Here is a 768-nt window from a genome sequence, read left to right on the forward strand (position 1 = left end):
CGGGCAGTCCACGTGAGCGTAGTGGCGGTTGGCCGTTTCGTACTCGACGTGCGCGGTGTTGATCGTGATGCCGCGTGCCTTTTCTTCCGGCGCCGCGTCGATCTGGTCGTAGGCCTTGGCCTCGCCGCCGAACTTCGTCGACAGCACCGTCGTGATCGCCGCCGTCAGCGTCGTCTTGCCATGGTCCACGTGACCAATCGTGCCCACGTTCACGTGCGGCTTGGTCCGTTCAAACTTGCCTTTTGCCATCTTGCGCTCCTGAGGCGTTCGAGATCAAAACTGACTACACCAGTGAGATGGTGGTGCCCATGGCGCGGATCGAACGCGCGACCTCTCCCTTACCAAGGGAGTGCTCTACCACTGAGCCACATGGGCATCGACACAGGATTGGGCGCATCGAACATCCACCCAGGCCTGTGGCGACATCACCGCCACTCAACCTTTTCCAACCTGAAGCCTTCTTCACTGGAGCGGGAGACGGGAATCGAACCCGTGTCATTAGCTTGGAAGGCTAAGGTTCTACCATTGAACTACTCCCGCTCGGCCCACTTGCCCGAGCCGCTGCTTGGGTCAGCAGCCGCCCGAGCCAGCATCCAGGACTCGTTCTTCAAATTAGTTCGCTGTGGTGGAGGAGGCTGGATTCGAACCAGCGTAGGCGTAAGCCAACAGATTTACAGTCTGCCCCCTTTAGCCACTCGGGCACCCCTCCGCAGCGAGCCTGAGACTATAACACGCTTCCTGTGACAAGCGCGAGTCGCTGTTTCAGGT

General features: G+C 59.8%; 1 protein-coding gene and 3 tRNA genes. All 4 read right to left on the minus strand.

Going from position 1 to position 768, the window contains the following annotated elements:
• Positions 1-249: GTP-binding protein (locus tag AC1DYI_RS37365; protein WP_477209104.1), on the minus strand; the 249-nt coding region annotated here is incomplete at its 3' end.
• 51 nt (positions 250-300) lie between these two features.
• Positions 301-375, minus strand: a tRNA-Thr gene (locus AC1DYI_RS37370).
• 91 nt (positions 376-466) lie between these two features.
• A tRNA-Gly gene (locus AC1DYI_RS37375) sits at positions 467-540 on the minus strand.
• A gap of 83 nt (positions 541-623) precedes the next feature.
• Positions 624-709, minus strand: a tRNA-Tyr gene (locus AC1DYI_RS37380).
• Positions 710-768 lie beyond the last annotated feature (59 nt).

This window comes from Ideonella sp. P3_A4, assembly GCF_056403075.1.